General features: G+C 65.8%; 17 protein-coding genes. 7 read left to right on the plus strand and 10 right to left on the minus strand.

Annotated elements, in window-relative coordinates; translation table 11 throughout:
- Positions 1–10: 10 nt before the first annotated feature.
- From NYQ83_RS05815 to NYQ83_RS05825, 3 genes are all read right to left on the minus strand, one after another.
- A complete protein-coding gene (locus NYQ83_RS05815; RefSeq protein WP_261213217.1) occupies positions 11–2,086 on the minus strand; it encodes a putative bifunctional diguanylate cyclase/phosphodiesterase in 2,076 nt (691 codons plus the stop codon).
- Between the two features lie 162 nt (positions 2,087–2,248).
- Positions 2,249–3,271 (minus strand): LLM class flavin-dependent oxidoreductase, encoded by a 1,023-nt coding sequence (locus tag NYQ83_RS05820; protein ID WP_261213220.1) that lies wholly within the window; start codon positions 3,269–3,271, stop codon positions 2,249–2,251.
- 132 nt (positions 3,272–3,403) lie between these two features.
- Complete coding sequence (locus NYQ83_RS05825) at positions 3,404–3,865, minus strand: YcgN family cysteine cluster protein (protein ID WP_128292584.1); 462 nt, start codon at positions 3,863–3,865, stop codon at positions 3,404–3,406.
- Between the two features lie 136 nt (positions 3,866–4,001).
- Between NYQ83_RS05825 and NYQ83_RS05830 the strand changes: the two genes are divergently transcribed.
- From NYQ83_RS05830 to NYQ83_RS05840, 3 genes are read left to right on the plus strand one after another with little or no spacing between them, the layout of a single operon-like run.
- On the plus strand, positions 4,002–6,149 hold the full coding sequence (locus NYQ83_RS05830; protein WP_261213226.1) for a PBP1A family penicillin-binding protein: 2,148 nt from the start codon (positions 4,002–4,004) through the stop codon (positions 6,147–6,149).
- Positions 6,150–6,159: 10 nt separating this feature from the next.
- Positions 6,160–6,735 (plus strand): DUF1214 domain-containing protein, encoded by a 576-nt coding sequence (locus tag NYQ83_RS05835; RefSeq protein WP_261213227.1) that lies wholly within the window; start codon positions 6,160–6,162, stop codon positions 6,733–6,735.
- Positions 6,732–7,343 carry a hypothetical protein gene (locus NYQ83_RS05840; protein ID WP_261213229.1) on the plus strand — a complete coding sequence of 204 codons (612 nt, stop codon included), beginning with the start codon at positions 6,732–6,734 and terminating at the stop codon, positions 7,341–7,343. The genes NYQ83_RS05835 and NYQ83_RS05840 overlap by 4 nt, the downstream gene beginning before the upstream one ends.
- 24 nt (positions 7,344–7,367) lie before the next feature.
- On the opposite strand, the gene NYQ83_RS05845 is transcribed toward NYQ83_RS05840, so the two are convergent.
- From NYQ83_RS05845 to NYQ83_RS05855, 3 genes are all read right to left on the minus strand, one after another.
- Entirely contained in the window at positions 7,368–7,553 is a 186-nt protein-coding gene (locus tag NYQ83_RS05845; protein WP_128292580.1) for a hypothetical protein, read from the minus strand.
- A 96-nt stretch (positions 7,554–7,649) separates the two neighbouring features.
- Positions 7,650–8,021 (minus strand): DUF1491 family protein, encoded by a 372-nt coding sequence (locus tag NYQ83_RS05850; RefSeq protein ID WP_314733288.1) that lies wholly within the window; start codon positions 8,019–8,021, stop codon positions 7,650–7,652.
- A gap of 68 nt (positions 8,022–8,089) precedes the next feature.
- Positions 8,090–8,701, minus strand: a complete 612-nt coding sequence (locus NYQ83_RS05855) for a peptidoglycan-binding domain-containing protein (RefSeq protein WP_261213231.1) — start codon at positions 8,699–8,701, stop codon at positions 8,090–8,092.
- A gap of 342 nt (positions 8,702–9,043) precedes the next feature.
- Between NYQ83_RS05855 and NYQ83_RS05860 the strand changes: the two genes are divergently transcribed.
- Entirely contained in the window at positions 9,044–9,568 is a 525-nt protein-coding gene (locus tag NYQ83_RS05860) for a DUF5330 domain-containing protein (protein ID WP_261213233.1), read from the plus strand.
- Between the two features lie 67 nt (positions 9,569–9,635).
- Here the strand turns inward: NYQ83_RS05860 and NYQ83_RS05865 are convergent, their stop codons facing one another.
- On the minus strand, positions 9,636–10,094 hold the full coding sequence (locus tag NYQ83_RS05865; RefSeq protein WP_128292577.1) for an Lrp/AsnC family transcriptional regulator: 459 nt from the start codon (positions 10,092–10,094) through the stop codon (positions 9,636–9,638).
- Between the two features lie 101 nt (positions 10,095–10,195).
- On the opposite strand from NYQ83_RS05865, the gene NYQ83_RS05870 reads away from it, so the two are divergent.
- Positions 10,196–10,876, plus strand: coding sequence for an AzlC family ABC transporter permease (locus NYQ83_RS05870; RefSeq protein WP_261213236.1), 681 nt, complete (start codon positions 10,196–10,198; stop codon positions 10,874–10,876).
- Positions 10,873–11,169, plus strand: a complete 297-nt coding sequence (locus NYQ83_RS05875) for an AzlD domain-containing protein (protein WP_261213238.1) — start codon at positions 10,873–10,875, stop codon at positions 11,167–11,169. Before NYQ83_RS05870 ends, NYQ83_RS05875 begins: the two co-directional genes overlap by 4 nt.
- A gap of 128 nt (positions 11,170–11,297) precedes the next feature.
- On the opposite strand, the gene NYQ83_RS05880 is transcribed toward NYQ83_RS05875, so the two are convergent.
- A complete protein-coding gene (locus NYQ83_RS05880) occupies positions 11,298–11,681 on the minus strand; it encodes a hypothetical protein (RefSeq protein WP_261213240.1) in 384 nt (127 codons plus the stop codon).
- A gap of 277 nt (positions 11,682–11,958) precedes the next feature.
- Here NYQ83_RS05880 and NYQ83_RS05885 point away from each other — a divergent pair, with 277 nt between their 5' ends.
- Positions 11,959–12,378, plus strand: a complete 420-nt coding sequence (locus NYQ83_RS05885; RefSeq protein WP_261213242.1) for a SufE family protein — start codon at positions 11,959–11,961, stop codon at positions 12,376–12,378.
- A gap of 41 nt (positions 12,379–12,419) precedes the next feature.
- Here the strand turns inward: NYQ83_RS05885 and NYQ83_RS05890 are convergent, their stop codons facing one another.
- Positions 12,420–13,238 (minus strand): DUF6456 domain-containing protein, encoded by an 819-nt coding sequence (locus NYQ83_RS05890; protein WP_261213244.1) that lies wholly within the window; start codon positions 13,236–13,238, stop codon positions 12,420–12,422.
- Complete coding sequence (locus tag NYQ83_RS05895) at positions 13,235–13,702, minus strand: helix-turn-helix domain-containing protein (protein WP_261213246.1); 468 nt, start codon at positions 13,700–13,702, stop codon at positions 13,235–13,237. The genes NYQ83_RS05890 and NYQ83_RS05895 overlap by 4 nt, the downstream gene beginning before the upstream one ends.
- Between the last annotated feature and the right edge of the window lie 64 nt (positions 13,703–13,766).

Genomic DNA, 13,766 nt, shown 5'->3' on the forward strand with positions numbered 1-13,766 from the left:
CCTCGCCCCCTCACGCCCTCCTCACCGCCTCTTCAGCCGCATCCCATTCGGCGATGAATTCCGGCACGTCGTCGGCGGGCATCGGCCGGCCGAAATAATAGCCCTGGCCATAGCGGCAGCCGGCGCGGTGCAGGAAGGCGGCTTCCGCCGCAGTCTCCACGCCTTCCGCCACGATCTCGTAGCCGAGCTCGCTGCCGAGCCCGATGAGCGCGCGCACGATGGCGCGGTCGCCCGGCGAAAACGTCAGATCCTTCACGAAACTGCGGTCGATCTTGAGCACGCCGACCGGCAGGCTCTTCAAATGCGTCAGGGAGGAAAAGCCGGTGCCGAAATCGTCGAGCGCCACGCCGATGCCCGCCTCCCGCAGCGCGTGGAGATGCGCGCGGATCGCCCGGTTGTCCTCGTCGATGACACTCGTTTCCGTCACTTCGAGAACGATATCCCCGGATGAGAGCCCCGCTTCGGCGAGCGCGCCGAGCAGTCTCGGGGCGAAATCCTCCTGCTGCAGATCGGCGGCGGTGACGTTGTAGCCGATCCGGCCGAAATCGATGCCGGCCTTGCGCCACGCTTTCAGGTCGCCGACGATTTTCCTCAGCATGTATTCGCCGAGCTCCACCGACAGCACTTTGTCTTTGAAGACCGGCATCAATTCGCAGGCCGGCACGATGCCCTTCTCCGGATGGCGCCAGCGCATCAGCGCCTCAAAGCCGGACAATTGGTTCGACGAAAACTCAACGAGCGGCTGATAATATGCCTCGATCTCGCCGACAGCGAGCCCTTCACGAAAATCGGCAAGAAGGCGGAAGCGGTTCTGCGCCTGGCGCAACAATTGCGGCTCGTAGCGCTCGATCGTGGACCTGCGGCCGCGCTTCGCCTCGTAAAGTGCGAGGTCCGCATGGCGCAGAAGATCTTCGGGCGTCGCTCCGTCTTGCGGGAAGACGGCGATACCGGCGCTCAGGCTATAGGTGATGGAATGGCCGAAACCGCTGCGGCGCACGAGCGGCTGCAGGCGGCGGCGGAGCGCCTCTTCAGCTTCGGCGGCCGTTGCCGCGCTCGTCAGAAGCGCAAATTCGTCGCCGCCGGAGCGCGCCGCAAGGTCGCCGGGTCTAGACGTTGCGCGCAGCCAGTCGGCGACTTCGCGCAACACCTTGTCGCCGATGTCGTGCCCGAAGAAATCGTTGATATCCTTGAAGGCGTCGAGATCGAAGATGCACAAAGCCGCCTCGCGCTTGCGCGCGCCGAGCTTCTTCAACGTCTCCGTGAGCTCCATGCGGAAGGCGTTGCGGTTGCCGAGCCCGGTCAGGGGATCGCTCACCGCCAGACGCTGTCTCTCCTCTTCGCGGCGCCTTTCGCTCGTCACGTCCTGGATCGTGCCAAAAACGCTGACGGGTCGGCCGTTGCGCCTTTCGCATTCGCCGAGCACGCGCACATAGCGCTCCTCGCCACGCGTCGACAAAAACGGCAATGTCAGATCGAAGGCGCGCTCGCCGCCCATCGCCTCGTCGATCGCCGCGTGCAGCACCTTCGCCACGTCGGGCGGAAAGACGCTGAGCCCCTCCTTCAGCGTCACCCTGGCGCCGACGGGAATGCCATAGAGGCGGTAGAGCTGTTCCGACCATGTCAGCACGTCCTGCTCGGGGTCGTAGCGCCAGGCCCCGATATTGGCCATGCGTTCCACATGGTTGAAGAGAACGTTCAGGATGCGCTGCTCGCGGCCGAGCTCCTCCAGCCGCTCCTGATCGCGCACCTCTTCGGTGACGTCGCGGGCAATGCCCTGATAGCCGCGAAAGCGGCCCCGCCGATCGAAGGTGGGCGTGCCGCTCGTCTCGAAGCAGCGCGTACCGCGCTTATCGTTGAATTCGTAGCGCAGGCCGACGAAGGGCAGCCGCTTTTCAAGCTCATGGCGATGCCGGCGCGCCATCGCGTCGCTCATGCCGGCCGGAATCACCTCATAGCGAGACATTCCGACGAACTCTCCCGCGGGAAGCGAGGTGATTCGCTCGAAATTCTCCGAAAGATAAGTAATATGCAGATCCTTGTCGGTCGCCCAGGCCCAGAATTCGGCACAGCTCAGGACGTCGTCCAACGCCTTCTGCAGCATCGCGGAAAAAGGTTGTCTCGGAGAGGGCATCATGTCGGCGACTACGCTTTCATCAATCCGGTTCTCAATTGGTGAACGGCGTTCGGACAGTTTTCATCTTCGCTGTCTTTTTCCCCTTTTACGCGAAAAAATTGTCGTACGCACCCATCAAGCGAATTCAGTCTTACCCGGCTCGCGTGAAGGCCGCGGCAGATCGAAGGCGCGCGCCAGAAGATCGAGGCTTCGCACCCGGGCCTCGGGGTCCCAGACATTCGTCGTCACCATCACCTCGTCGGCGTCGCACGCGGCCGCGCGCGCCTCGATTTCCCGCCTGACCTTCTCCGGCGTGCCGGTGATGGCAATCCGCCGATAGGCCTCCACGGTGGCGCGGTCCTGCGGTGTGAAGGCGTAATTGGCCGCTTCCTCCGGGCTTGAAAGCTTGCGCAGCCCGCCCTGGCGCAGACGCAGCCAGGCAAGCTCCATCGACCCCGCGAGATAGGCCGCCTCCTCCTCGCTCGGCGCGCAGATGGCGGCGAGGCAGAGAAGCGTCCGCGGCTCCGGAAAATCGTCCGAGGGCTTGAAGGCCTGACGGTAGGCTTGAAAGGCCGGAGCTGCCGGCGCCGGCGAAAAATGCCCGGCAAAGGCATAGCCGAAACCGTTGAGGCCTGAAAATTCCGCGCTCGCACCCGACGAGCCGAGGAGCCAGATCGGCGGCAGTGCCACCTCGCCCGGCACCACCTCGACCGCCTGATAGGGATGCCCCTCGGGGAAAGCCCCCGTCTCGAAAGCGATCAATTCGGCCATCTGCTGGGCGAACTGGCCGCCGTCCACCGCCCTCAGCGCCGACAGCGTACGGCTGTCGCTGCCGCCCGCACGGCCGATGCCGAGATCGATGCGGTCCGGATAAAGCGCTTCCAGCGTCCGATAGGTCTCCACCACCCGCAAGGGCACGTGGTTCGGCAGCATCACGCCGCCGGAGCCGACGCGAATGCGCCTCGTGCGCTCCGCCGCATGGCCGATCAGGACTTCCGGCGAGGCCGAGGCGATGTTGGGAATGCCGTGGTGCTCGGCGTACCACAGGCGGTGATAACCGAAACGGTCGGCGGCCTCGGCGAAGGTCGCGGTGGCGCGCAGCGCGTCCGCGGCGCTCGTCCCCTCCGGCACGGGCGCCAGATCGAGAACGGAAAGCATCAAATTGTCTGACATTCCGCAGGAGATGGAAGCCCGCAGCGCGCGGTCAAGCTTCAGCCGCCTTCAGCGACCGCGAGACGCCACCTTTTCAACTCAGGGCCGAAAGGCCATGCACCATACACCCGGAAAACCCTACCGCGGCGGCGTCTCTTCGGGCCATTCGACAAGAAAGTCTTCCCATTCGTCCACCGGCACGTCCCTCTCCGACACCGTGCGCCCGCGCGTCGAGATCCCCGCCTCGTGCACGGTCTCGCGCGATCCGGAGACGAGATGGTGCCACCAATAGAGATCGCGGCCTTCCGCGACGAGGCGATAGGCGCAGGACGGCGGCAGCCAGGAAATCTCGCGCACCGCCTCCGCTGACAGCGGCAGGCAGTCGGGCACGATCTCGATGCGGTTCTCGTAATCGCGGCACCGGCAGGCATTTTCGTCATAGAGACGGCAGGCGACATTCGTCCACGAGATCTCGCCCGTGTCGTAATCCTGGAGCTTGTTGAGGCAGCAGCGGCCGCAACCGTCGCACAGCGCCTCCCACTCTTTGTCAGTGAGTTCTTCGAGCGCCTTTTGGCGCCAGAACGGCTCTTTTTCGAGCATCCCTGCTCCTGTGACCATCGCGCACCGCTTTCTCGCCGATCGGCGGCAAGGCCCTGCCGCCACTTATCAAAGACCCAAATCGTGCTAGAACCGTGCCTGACAAGGCTCGCGGCCGAGCCTCTTGTGAAAACACCAAATGCGCGATCCGTTTACACCGAAGAAGAAGCTTCCGCACTGGCTGCGTGCGCTGGAGATCGATTCCGCGATCGACACCTTCTTCTTCGAGCTCGGCCAAAGCTCCGGCATGGCCTGGGAGCGCACCATTCTGTTCTTTCGCCGTTTCCATGCCACCGGCTGGAAGCGGCCCGTCTTCGAGCTCCTGTCAGAGAGCGTCACTCTCGGCTGCGCCGGCCTCATCGTCTTGCTGGCGCTCGCCATCCCCGCCTTCGACGCGGTCAAGCGCGACTGGCGCGCCCAGTCCGATTATTCCGTCACCATGCTCGACCGCTACGGCAACGAGATCGGCAAGCGCGGCGTCCTGCAGGAGGTGCAGTTCTCCCTCGACCAATTGCCCGACCATCTCATCCAGGCCGTGCTGGCGACCGAGGACCGGCGCTTCTTCGAGCATTTCGGCATCGATGTCATCGGCACCTTGCGCGCGCTTGTGGAAAATGCCCGTGCCGGCGGCGTCGTCCAGGGTGGCTCGTCGATCACCCAGCAGCTCGCCAAGAACGTCTTCCTGTCCAACGAGCGCACGCTCGACCGCAAGATCAAGGAAGCCTTCCTCGCCCTGTGGCTGGAAGCCAATCTGACCAAGCGCGAGATCCTGAAGCTCTATCTCGACCGCGCCTATATGGGCGGCGGCGCCTTCGGCGTCGGGGCGGCGTCCGAATTCTATTTCGGCAAGCCCGTCACCGATCTCCGGCTCGAAGAATCGGCGATGCTCGCCGGCCTCTTCAAGGCACCGACGCGCTATGCCCCCCACATCAACCTGCCGGCGGCGCGCGGGCGCGCCAACGAGGTTTTGACCAATATGGTCCAGGCCGGCTTCATGACCGAGGGCCAGGTGATCAGCGCGAGGCGCCATCCGGCGACGCCGGTCTCGCGCGAGGCGACGCCCTCGCCGGATTACTTCCTCGACTGGGTGTTTGAGGAGGTGAAGCGCCTCGCCCCTCCGGGCCAGCGCAATCTCATCGTGCGCACCACGATCGACATGCGCCTGCAGCGCGCGGCCGAGCTTGCGGTGGAATCCTCGCTGCGGGAATCCGGTGATGCCTACGGCGTCAAACAGGCGGCGCTCGTCTCCATGGATATGTCGGGCGCCGTGCGCGCCATGGTGGGCGGCCGCGATTACGGCGCCTCCACCTTCAACCGCGCCACCAATGCGCAGCGCCAGCCGGGCTCGTCCTTCAAGCCCTACACCTATGCCGCCGCGCTCGAACACGGCTATACGCCGGACAGCGTCATCCTCGACGCGCCGGTCTCCATCGGCAATTGGTCGCCGCAGAATTATTCGCGCCGTTACCGTGGCCGCATCACCATGATGCAGGGCCTCACCCATTCCATCAACACCATCCCGGTGCGCCTTTCGATCGCCTTCGGGCGCCAGCCGATTGCGGAAATGGCGGAGCGTCTCGGCGTCCAGACGCCGATCCGCGTCACCCGCTCGCTCCCCCTCGGCACGTCGGAGGTGACGGTCCTCGACCAGGCGACGGGTTATGCCGCCTTCGCCTCCGGTGGCTTTCGCGCGCGCCCGCACGGCGTCGCACGAATCCTCACCCCCGACGGCGAGGTCATCTACGATTTCAACCGCGCCAACGGGCCGCCCAAACGCGTCCTGTCGGAAAGCGTCGCGCGCGACATGGTCAAGATGATGCACAACGTCGCCGAGCACGGCACCGGCCGCCGCGCCCTCATTCCGGGTGTCTCCGTCGCCGGCAAGACGGGCACCACCCAGGCTTATCGCGACGCCTGGTTCGTCGGCTATACCGGCGATTTCTCCACCGCCGTGTGGCTCGGCAACGACAATTACAAGAGCACCAACCGTCTCACCGGCGGCACGCTGCCGGCCATGACCTGGCAGAAATATATGCGCGTCGCGGAAGCCAATATCGAGCATCGGCCGCTTCCGGGCATCCCGCTGCCGCCGCCTGCGGAAGACGAGGTGCCGGTCGCAGAGGGCCTGCCGGAGGGCGGCGAGCTCCTGGGCTCGGGCCGCCTCGCCCCGCCGACGGAAGACATTCTCGATCGTCTGGAAGAGCGCGCCAAAACCGCCGAGATCGCAGCTCCCGCCTTGAAGCGCGAGGCTTCCGCCGCCGCGCCTGGCGGCACGGCCACCCGTTAGGCCCACTGCCTTGCGTGCCCTCGTCATCATTCTCGGCGTCGCCATCGCCTTCGTCCTGGGCGTCGGCAGCGCGTTTTTGAGCCTGCGCGACCTCACGCCGATCGACACGATCGAAAGCGGTGCCTGGAAAGGCTGGCCGCGCGCCGGCACGGAGGACGAAGATCCTTATTCGCGCGCCCGTCTTGCCCGCACCGGCGAGCTCGCGCTCGGCCCGAGCGAAGGCCTGAAACTCCTTGCCCGCTCCGACGATGCGGGCGGCGACCTCAACGGCGCATGCAGCTACGAAATTTCCGGCCAGATGCCGTCGGCCCGGCTCTGGACCATCTCTGTGGAAACCGCTGCGGGCGGACATCTGCCGCCGGCGGAACGCGGCGGCCGGGCACTCGGCAGCGACGAGATCGTGCGCAAGGCGGACGGCACCTTCACCATCACGCTGGCGCCCAATCCGCAGCCGGGCAACTGGCTCTCCTCTGAAGGTGCCGGCCAGATCCGGCTCGCCGCGCGCCTCTACGACACCACGGCCCGCACGGTGACGGCGCTCACGCAATTCACCGTTCCGGCGATCACTCCGAAGGGCTGCCGATGATCTACGAGGAGCGCATCGGCCGCCGCCGGCGGCTCATCCCGGCCGGCTTCTTCGGCGGCCTACTCGCCTGGCTGCTCGCGATTTTCCTGCTCGCCGCCTCGATCCATATCGTGGTGATTTTCCTGGTGCCGCGGCTCGCCTCGAGCGACGGCTGGTCGAAGCTTGCCGCCGTCACGACGGAAGCGGGCTTCACGCTCCTGCCGCCCGACGGCAAGGGGCCGGCGATCGCCGGGCTCGATCCGCTCTTCGTGCACGGCGCCTGCCGCATCTCGCTGAAAGATGCGCCGGCGTCTCTGTCCTTTTCGGGGCCGAACAGTTTCTGGTCGCTGGCGCTCTACCAGCGGCGCGGCACCGTCCTCTTTTCCGTCAACGATCGCACGGCGATCGACGGGCGGCTCGACATGTTGATCGTCGATCCGATTCAGAATGCTCAGTTGAAGGAAACCACGTCCGCAGCCCTCGATCAGACCATCGTCGTGGAAGCGGCACAGCCCGATCTCATCGCACTCGTGCGTTTTTATGCGCCGACCCCGCGCGAACGCCAGGTCGCGATCGAACATCTTCAGGCGGCGGAATGCGTGCCGGCCCCGCTTGAGCCGGCCGGCTGAAACGCAGGCGCCGCCGCAAATGTCTTAGCTTGCGCGGCGCTTCTTCGGCTTCGTCGCCGCCCGCGCCCGACGCGAAAGCGCCACGCTGCCCGGCTCGTCGCGGTATTCGACCCGCACTCCGGTAAACATCAGAATCTGGCACGGGCCGCTATGTGCAGGCTTGCGCGCCTGGCTTTCGCTCAGCGTCGGAAAGTTCAGGATTTCGGCCATATCCACCTCCTCAGAAGGGCCGTCCGTTGATCCGGCGAACCCACTGTCGCCGCAGTATGGTTAACAACTGCTGAACGGGGATAAAGCGATTCTGGGTTACGGCCGCCCCGACGAAGCGTCGCTGTCTGCCACCGCGACGAAGGAACGCCCTTCCCGATCCTCAATCTCCACCACCCACAAGTCAGGATCGAAACGGCTTTCGCTCACCAACCTTTCCTCAATCTTGCCGCGTTCTCCCTCGCGCACAAGTGGTGTGAAGAAACGATCGGCCGGCATCTCCATCTCATCCATGAAAAAGCTTTGTGGCGCAGGACCATAGAGATCGAGGCGTCCGTCGAGACGATCGACGATGATGAAGAGCGTGCCAGCTTCGAGCGCGCCTTTGCGCGCTACGGTGGCAAAGGCCCCCGTGGCGGAGACACGGCGAATCAACGCCTGCACGAAGATGTCGGTGCGCAATCTCACCATGGGCTCACCATGGGCGTGACGGCCCGGCCTCGCAGCCGGCCCGAAACCGAATGAGCGCAAACACGGGCTTACGGATTGTCCGGCATGGCGCCGATCGCGGCCAGCCGGTCGAGCGTCTCGCGGTCGATCTCACCGTTCACCTTGAGCCCCTGATCGAGCTGGAAGCGTCTCAGAGCCTCGGTCGTTTCATGGCCCTTGAGACCGTCTGCCGTCACCGGGCCATAGGCCGTGTCGGCGAGTGCCTGCTGCACGGCGAAGACGACCGGGTCGGGGCCTGAGCCGGAAGCTGAGCTCGCCGGGGAAGACACGGCAGTGGAGGCCGCCTCTGCGGCTCCAACCGCGTCCGGGCGTTCGCGCGGCACGACGAGGCCGGTGCGGATGATCATTTCCAGATCGCCCTTCTCCCCCGCCTGGAGCGTCGAGACGGGCTCTCTCTCCCGCGTGGCAAAGAGCGGATCGGGATGGCGTCCATGCTGCAGGACGAGCGCGTTGACGATGGCGGCCACGGCCAGAAGCCCGAGCGCGGCCGCCGGGCCATGGCGCAGGACGAGGCCGAGCCGGCTCCGCTCGCCGAGGGCTGAGGCCGCCTTCGTCGCTGCCGGCTTCGCCGCCGCGGTCTTGTCACCCCGCGTCTGTCGCTTCCGGCGTCCGCCTGCAGCCCGGCTCGTCGTCCGGGACATCGGTCGATCCGCCTCGGAGGCCATCACACTCACACACCAACCCCATCGTCGACCGGCCTCCTTCAGACCGGCTTGTCGTGCCTCAACTTCGCCGCTTTGGCTTAAGGAAACTTGAACTCTGCCAAACCACGGCCGGCGGTCGTGCCGCTCGGCGGCACAAAGCATGTATTAACCACCGCAACAAGCTTTCGGGAACAGCACTGTGGAATAGGTCCTTACTGCCTGGAATGAGCCGGATTTGCGTCGAATTGTAGACACCTAATGAACGCGTTCTTGGAGCCTTCATGGTTCCTTCGCGGCGCTGGATCGGAAGAATCCGCAAACAGGGTAAGGTTTATGTTCTTGTTCCGATCAATCTTCTGGTTGACGGCACTGATCTTGGTTCTGCCTCCGTCGCCCGATGGCGGCCCGCCGCCCCGCGTCACCCTTTTGGAATCCGCCCTCGCCTTCCAGGTCCTCGCCAAGGATGTGAGCGGCGTGTGCGATCGGCATCCGGAAGCCTGCGCCACGAGTCGCGAGACCTTCACCCTTCTCGGCCGCAAGATCGCCACCGGGCGCGACATGGCCTCCGCCGCCCTCTCCGCCAGCACCGGCGGCAGCGATGACGGCAACGTCGATCACGGCAGCCTGAGCGCAAGCGACCTTTCCGTGCCGTGGAGCGGCCGGGGCGCGCCCCCGATCGAGGCGATCCCGGCGAGCGCGCGCCTGCCCGTGTCGCAGCCGCCAGAGGACGCCATCGACGCTCAAACCAAAGAAACAAGCGAAGCGCGGCTCGATGAAACGCAGACCGCATCGAGCGACGATGCCTCCCCGAGCACCACGCGCATAGACATCGCCCTGCCGCAGCCCCGCCCGCGTCTTCTCTAAAGCGCAACCACCACGCAGCCGGAGCGCCCGTCGCCAGCTGAGGGCCACTGACGCCGCGCCCGCCCCCTCACGGCAGGATCGGATATTCCGAGCTCGCCTTTTCCGTCGAGACCACGATGGAGGTTCGGAACTTGCGGACATTGGCATCGGCGAAGAACAGCCTGTGGGTCAGGGCCTCGTAATCCGCCATGTCGCGCGCTACCGCGATCATCACGAAATCCATCTCGCCGGCGATACAGTAGAGATGCAGAACCTGCGGTTCGGCGCGCGCCTTGCGCTTGAAGGCATCGATCTGGTCGAGCCGGTCGCGCTCCAGGTCGACCAGGATCACGGCAGTCACCCCGAGACCGAGCTTCTGCCGGTCGAGCAGCGCCACCTCGTTTTGGATCACGCCCTCCTCGCGCAAAGCTTTCAATCGCCGCTGAACGGATGCGTTCGAAAGCCCCGCCCGATCGGCCAGTTCAGCAATCGGCAGCCGGGCATTGCGCTGCAGTTCGACAAGCAGCGCACGATCCTTGTCATCCATGATCTTTTTCACTCGAAAGGTTGCCTATTATGCGCTGATCATATCACCGAAAGCGCAACAGGCGCATTCATCATCTCGCTCCGGACAGATAAACCGATGGCATGAAACGAGGCATGCTCTCCATCCTGCCGCTCGCCGTCGGCGCCGCACTTTACGGTCTCGCCTTCGGCGTCCTGGCGGCTCAGGCGGGCTTTCCCTGGTGGGGCGTCGGGCTCATGAGCGCCGGCGTTCACGCGGGATCGTCGCAAATCGTCGCCGTCGATCAGTTCTCGGCGGGAAGCGGCCTGGTCGGCGCCGTCTTCGCGGGCGCGATCATGAATCTGCGCTATCTCGGGATCACGGCTTCGCTCGCCGGCATCCTTGCCCGCCTGCCGCCATGGCGGCGTCTCCTCGCCCTGCACCTCACCTCCGATGAAAACTGGGCGCTCACCATGTCGGAGCGCGGCAAGGATCCGAGCATCGGCGCGCCCTTCCTCCTCGGGGCGGGCAGCGTCATGTTCGTCACCTGGTTTGCATCGACGGCGATCGGCGCGCAGATCGGCGCGGTCCTGCCCGACCTCGATGCGGCCGGGCTCGGCTTCGCCTTCACCGCGGCGTTCATTGCGATGGCCCGGAGCATGGCGCCCCGACGCATCGCCGCTTTCCTTCCCTGGGGAATGACCTTCGTGCTGGCGATCGGCCTCGTCTCGGCAGGGATCTCGCGGGCGTCGGCAATCCTCGTCGCGTCTCTCGCCGGCCTCGCCCTTGCGGCTCTCCTGCGCCGCTATCGGAGGCCGGCATGAGCTCTTCGCAATGGCTGTTGATCGCCGGGCTCGCGGTCGCCACCTTCGCGACGCGCCTTCTCGGGTTCCTCGCCGGCGACCGCCTGCGTCAGTCCCGCTTCGCTTTCGTTCTGGATGATCTGCCGGGCCTGATCGTCGTCGCGCTCGTGGCGACGTCCCTCGCCGGCACGGAGGCCACAACCTGGATCGCCGCGGCGCTGGCCGTTGCCATCGCCTGGGTTTCCAACAACGTCGTCGTCACGATGGGCGGCGGTCTCGCGGCCTATGTCGCGCTCGCAATGCTCACCGGCTGAAGCACAACGCGGCTCACACTGCGGACGAAGCATGCGGTTTCTCGCCGCCAGTCCTGTTCAAACGGCTGGATTTGTTCAGCGGCGCGCAGCCACACGCCGCCGCGCGAGAACAGCCCGTCCGGCGAGGCTCAGTCGGCCGAGCAATCGATGAGGCGCAGATGCGCGCGTGCGGCCGGCTTGCCGATGGTCGAGGCGAGATCCCTTGCCACCTGCCGCTCCTGGCGGACGGGGGCGCGCACATCGATGTACTGGGTCAGAACTTCGCCGTTCAAAGGCTCATTGAACATGACGCCGGCGAGCTTGCCGCGCTGCCAGACGAGTTTCGCCGAGGCGGTGCCACAATTGGGCATCGGCAGGCGCACGCTCGCGGGCAGAACAGCCCGGCTGTCCAATTCGATGCAGGCGCCGGTCGGGCTGATGTTGCGCACCTGGCAATTGGCATAGAGCCGATGCGACATGACGGTCGACCGTTTGTCCAAATGGTGCCGTCTGAGGGCGCGCTGCTCTTGCATGGGTTCCGCTCCAGCAAAACGTAAAACTTAGCTTCAACAATAAGCCAAAACTTCACAAAGTGGTAATCATGTTTTGGATTGCCGTTAACGCGGCCCATTCGCGCAAACAGAGCCGCTTGTCAGGGCCAGCTTCAGGGCCGCGCATCAAGGCCGCATCCGGCCCTCGGCGCTTGTGCCCCGGGCTCATATGCCTATTTTGCCTTGCACCACCTTTTTTGAGACGCCCGGCGACGGCGGGGCACCTCCCGGCGGACACGCAAGCACGCGACAGGCCTTCATGAGCATTGAATCCATCATCGACGATTTCGCCCTCCTCGACGAATGGGAGGATCGCTACCGGTACGTGATCGAGCTCGGACGGGCCTTGCCGGAGATGCCGGCCGAGGAACGCACGGAGGCCACGAAAGTCCGCGGCTGCGCGAGCCAGGTCTGGCTCGTCAGCGAAGACGCGGTGGAGGACGGCGAGGCGGTCCTCGTCTTCCGCGGCGACAGCGACGCCCATATCGTGCGCGGTCTCATCGCCATCGTGCTTGCGCTCTATTCCCGCACGACGCCCGAAGAGATCCTGAAGACCGATGCCGAAGCCGTCTTCGCCCGCATGGGCCTGCGCGAACATCTGACGGCGCAGCGCTCCAACGGCCTCTCCGCCATGCTGCAGCGTATTCGCCGCGACGCGGAGAGCCGGCACGCGAAATAGCCGTCTCCCCGCTCGCGGCGCATTCCCCCCTCCTCACCCTCTCACTCGCCGATCGTGGGCCGATAGCCCTCGGCGCCCCAATGGCGCATCGCCACATGCGCTTTGCCTTCGGCCTCTTCGTCTAGGCCGTAATGGCGGGCGAGGGCCTGCAGCGCGAGCTTCAGGACGAGCTTCGCCGATCGTGCCGGATAGCCGCGTTCGCGCTCCACGCTCGACAGACCTTTGAGGAAACAGGCGACATCGACGAGGACGCCCGCGAGTTCTGGGCCGACCGCGTCCATGGCGGCATGAAAGCGGGCGCGGGCGGCGATCGCCGTCTCCGTCAGATCCGCTTGGCCGCCCCGCTGACGGGAGCCTTTCGGCGCCTTGAGGTCGGCCTGCCAGTTGGCGGTGATGCGCGGCTGCAGGCTCGCGCGCTCGAAATCGCGGCGAAGCCGCTCCGCCGCCGCCACCAACGGGGCTCCGAGATAGGGCGCGCCATCCTCGCCGCCTCTGCGGGCGAGGAGGCCGATCGGGCTCTCGTCGAGATCGGCGAGCGGAGCGGGCGCCGAGGGTGAGCCGCCCTTCTGGCGTTCCAGGCATTTGTGCTGCGCCAGAAAGGCGGGCTCGCCGGCTTTCATGCGCCGAAGCCATGCCGCGGCCTCCGCGCTCGCGACAAGCCCCGTCTCTCCGGCCTCGCAGAGGAGGCCCGCCGCCAGGAGCTTCTTGACGAGGGCGGCCGGGATCTCGCGCCGCCGCCCCGCCACACCCTCGCAAGAGAAGGTCGCCGCATCCGCCTCCACGAGCCGCGCATCCGCATGGACCAGCAGCATCTCGATCAGGCTTTCGAGCGCCCCGCCGCGCCTCTTCCCGCGGCTCATCTCGCATCCTCGCCGAAAACCTCCATCCAGCGCCTCAGCGCGAATTCGAGATTTTCCATCACCTGGTCGAAGACGGGCTCGTCGCGCCGTTCCTCGATCATCCGGCAGCCATGGGCGACGGTGGTGCGGTCGCGGCCGAAATGCGCGCCGACCTTGGTCAGCGTCAGGCCGGAGCCGACATGGACGAGATACATCGCCGCCTGCCGCGTCTGCGCCACCCGCGCAACGCCCCGTCCGGCCTTGCGCAGGTCATGGTGCCCGACCCGAAAGACCGCGCCGAGCGCCGCTTCGGCAAAGCGGCAGACGGAACTCTCCGCATCCGTCTCCCGATCCCTGACGATGGCACGTCCGGCGGCGGCACGTCCGGCGGCGGGACTCCCAGCGAGGGCGCGGCCGGCTTCGCGCCGATATGGCCCGAACGCCCCCTGCGACCCTCGCAAATCGTCGTAAAAATGGTTCTGCATGGCCCCTCCTCCAATGATAGGATTTATTTCCTATACCGCGAAGAGAAGCAACCGGGGATATGTT

It is taken from the genome of Afifella sp. JA880 (assembly GCF_025379905.1).
In the GTDB taxonomy this organism is placed as follows: Bacteria; Pseudomonadota; Alphaproteobacteria; order Rhizobiales; family Afifellaceae; genus Afifella; species Afifella aestuarii.

Excerpts from the sequence above, each read along its gene's own strand:
- NYQ83_RS05820 (WP_261213220.1), bottom strand. The coding sequence starts at position 3,271 with ATGCTTTCCGTTCTCGATCTGGCGCCCGTGCCGGAGGGGACGAGCGCC.
- NYQ83_RS05825 (WP_128292584.1), bottom strand. The coding sequence starts at position 3,865 with ATGCTCGAAAAAGAGCCGTTCTGGCGCCAAAAGGCGCTCGAAGAACTC.
- NYQ83_RS05830 (WP_261213226.1), top strand. The coding sequence starts at position 4,002 with ATGCGCGATCCGTTTACACCGAAGAAGAAGCTTCCGCACTGGCTGCGT.
- NYQ83_RS05840 (WP_261213229.1), top strand. The coding sequence starts at position 6,732 with ATGATCTACGAGGAGCGCATCGGCCGCCGCCGGCGGCTCATCCCGGCC.
- NYQ83_RS05845 (WP_128292580.1), bottom strand. The coding sequence starts at position 7,553 with ATGGCCGAAATCCTGAACTTTCCGACGCTGAGCGAAAGCCAGGCGCGC.
- NYQ83_RS05850 (WP_314733288.1), bottom strand. The coding sequence starts at position 8,021 with ATGGTGAGATTGCGCACCGACATCTTCGTGCAGGCGTTGATTCGCCGT.
- NYQ83_RS05855 (WP_261213231.1), bottom strand. The coding sequence starts at position 8,701 with ATGTCCCGGACGACGAGCCGGGCTGCAGGCGGACGCCGGAAGCGACAG.
- NYQ83_RS05865 (WP_128292577.1), bottom strand. The coding sequence starts at position 10,094 with ATGGATGACAAGGATCGTGCGCTGCTTGTCGAACTGCAGCGCAATGCC.
- NYQ83_RS05870 (WP_261213236.1), top strand. The coding sequence starts at position 10,196 with ATGAAACGAGGCATGCTCTCCATCCTGCCGCTCGCCGTCGGCGCCGCA.
- NYQ83_RS05875 (WP_261213238.1), top strand. The coding sequence starts at position 10,873 with ATGAGCTCTTCGCAATGGCTGTTGATCGCCGGGCTCGCGGTCGCCACC.
- NYQ83_RS05880 (WP_261213240.1), bottom strand. The coding sequence starts at position 11,681 with ATGCAAGAGCAGCGCGCCCTCAGACGGCACCATTTGGACAAACGGTCG.
- NYQ83_RS05885 (WP_261213242.1), top strand. The coding sequence starts at position 11,959 with ATGAGCATTGAATCCATCATCGACGATTTCGCCCTCCTCGACGAATGG.
- NYQ83_RS05890 (WP_261213244.1), bottom strand. The coding sequence starts at position 13,238 with ATGAGCCGCGGGAAGAGGCGCGGCGGGGCGCTCGAAAGCCTGATCGAG.
- NYQ83_RS05895 (WP_261213246.1), bottom strand. The coding sequence starts at position 13,702 with ATGCAGAACCATTTTTACGACGATTTGCGAGGGTCGCAGGGGGCGTTC.